The 706-nt window shown below is 72.8% G+C and carries 1 protein-coding gene; it reads left to right on the forward strand.

The annotated features are described in order from the left end of the window. Positions 1-149 precede the first annotated feature (149 nt). Positions 150-706 (forward strand): hypothetical protein (locus ADK67_RS10360; RefSeq protein ID WP_197289381.1); only part of this gene is annotated, 557 nt, incomplete at its 3' end.

Here is a 706-nt window from a genome sequence, read left to right on the forward strand (position 1 = left end):
ATCGATCCACTTCGTCAACGCGCACTGACGTCGCGGTCGGACGCTAAGGTGGTGCCCAAGCCATGGTTCCCTGATTCCGGGCGCACTGGCATTGAATCGGCTCATCGATCCGAACCCGGGTGTCGTGCCCGCACCGGAAGGATGTGACGGTGCGCGTCGACTCTGAGGACGGTGCCACGGGTGTGACCGCAGGTCCGGACGCCCACGAGTGGACGGCGGACGGGCTGCGGGACGTGCTCGCGCCCCTCGTCGGCCAGTCCCGCGACCTCGTGCTCGCCGTCGACGACGGTCCGGCGATGTCCATCTGGGCGTCGGCGGTCGAGTCCTTCACCCGCGCGCTCGCCGAATCGGGTGTCTTCGGCGACGTCACCGTGTGCGCCCTCGGCGTCGACGACAGCGGCCGGGCCGTGCTGCGCGGCTCCGACGGCGGCGGTCCGCCGGACCTGACCGGCTCCGGGCGGCGCCTGCTGCTGGCCCTGACCGACGCCGTCGACCCGGCCTGGCGGTGGGGCGGCGCGTGGGCGTCGCTGCGCGAACTGGGCGCCGCGCACTCCGTGGCCGTGGTCAGCCCGCTGTCGTGGTGGCCGGCCTGCCGCACCGGCCTCGACCTGCACCGCCTGCGCCTCAAGGTGTCCGAGCCGGGCGCGCCGAACCACTTCTACGAGTGGGAGCCCCAGGTCGACGTGCCAGGCCTCTACGACGACCT

It is taken from the genome of Saccharothrix sp. NRRL B-16348 (assembly GCF_001280085.1).
GTDB lineage: Bacteria > Actinomycetota > Actinomycetes > Mycobacteriales > Pseudonocardiaceae > Actinosynnema.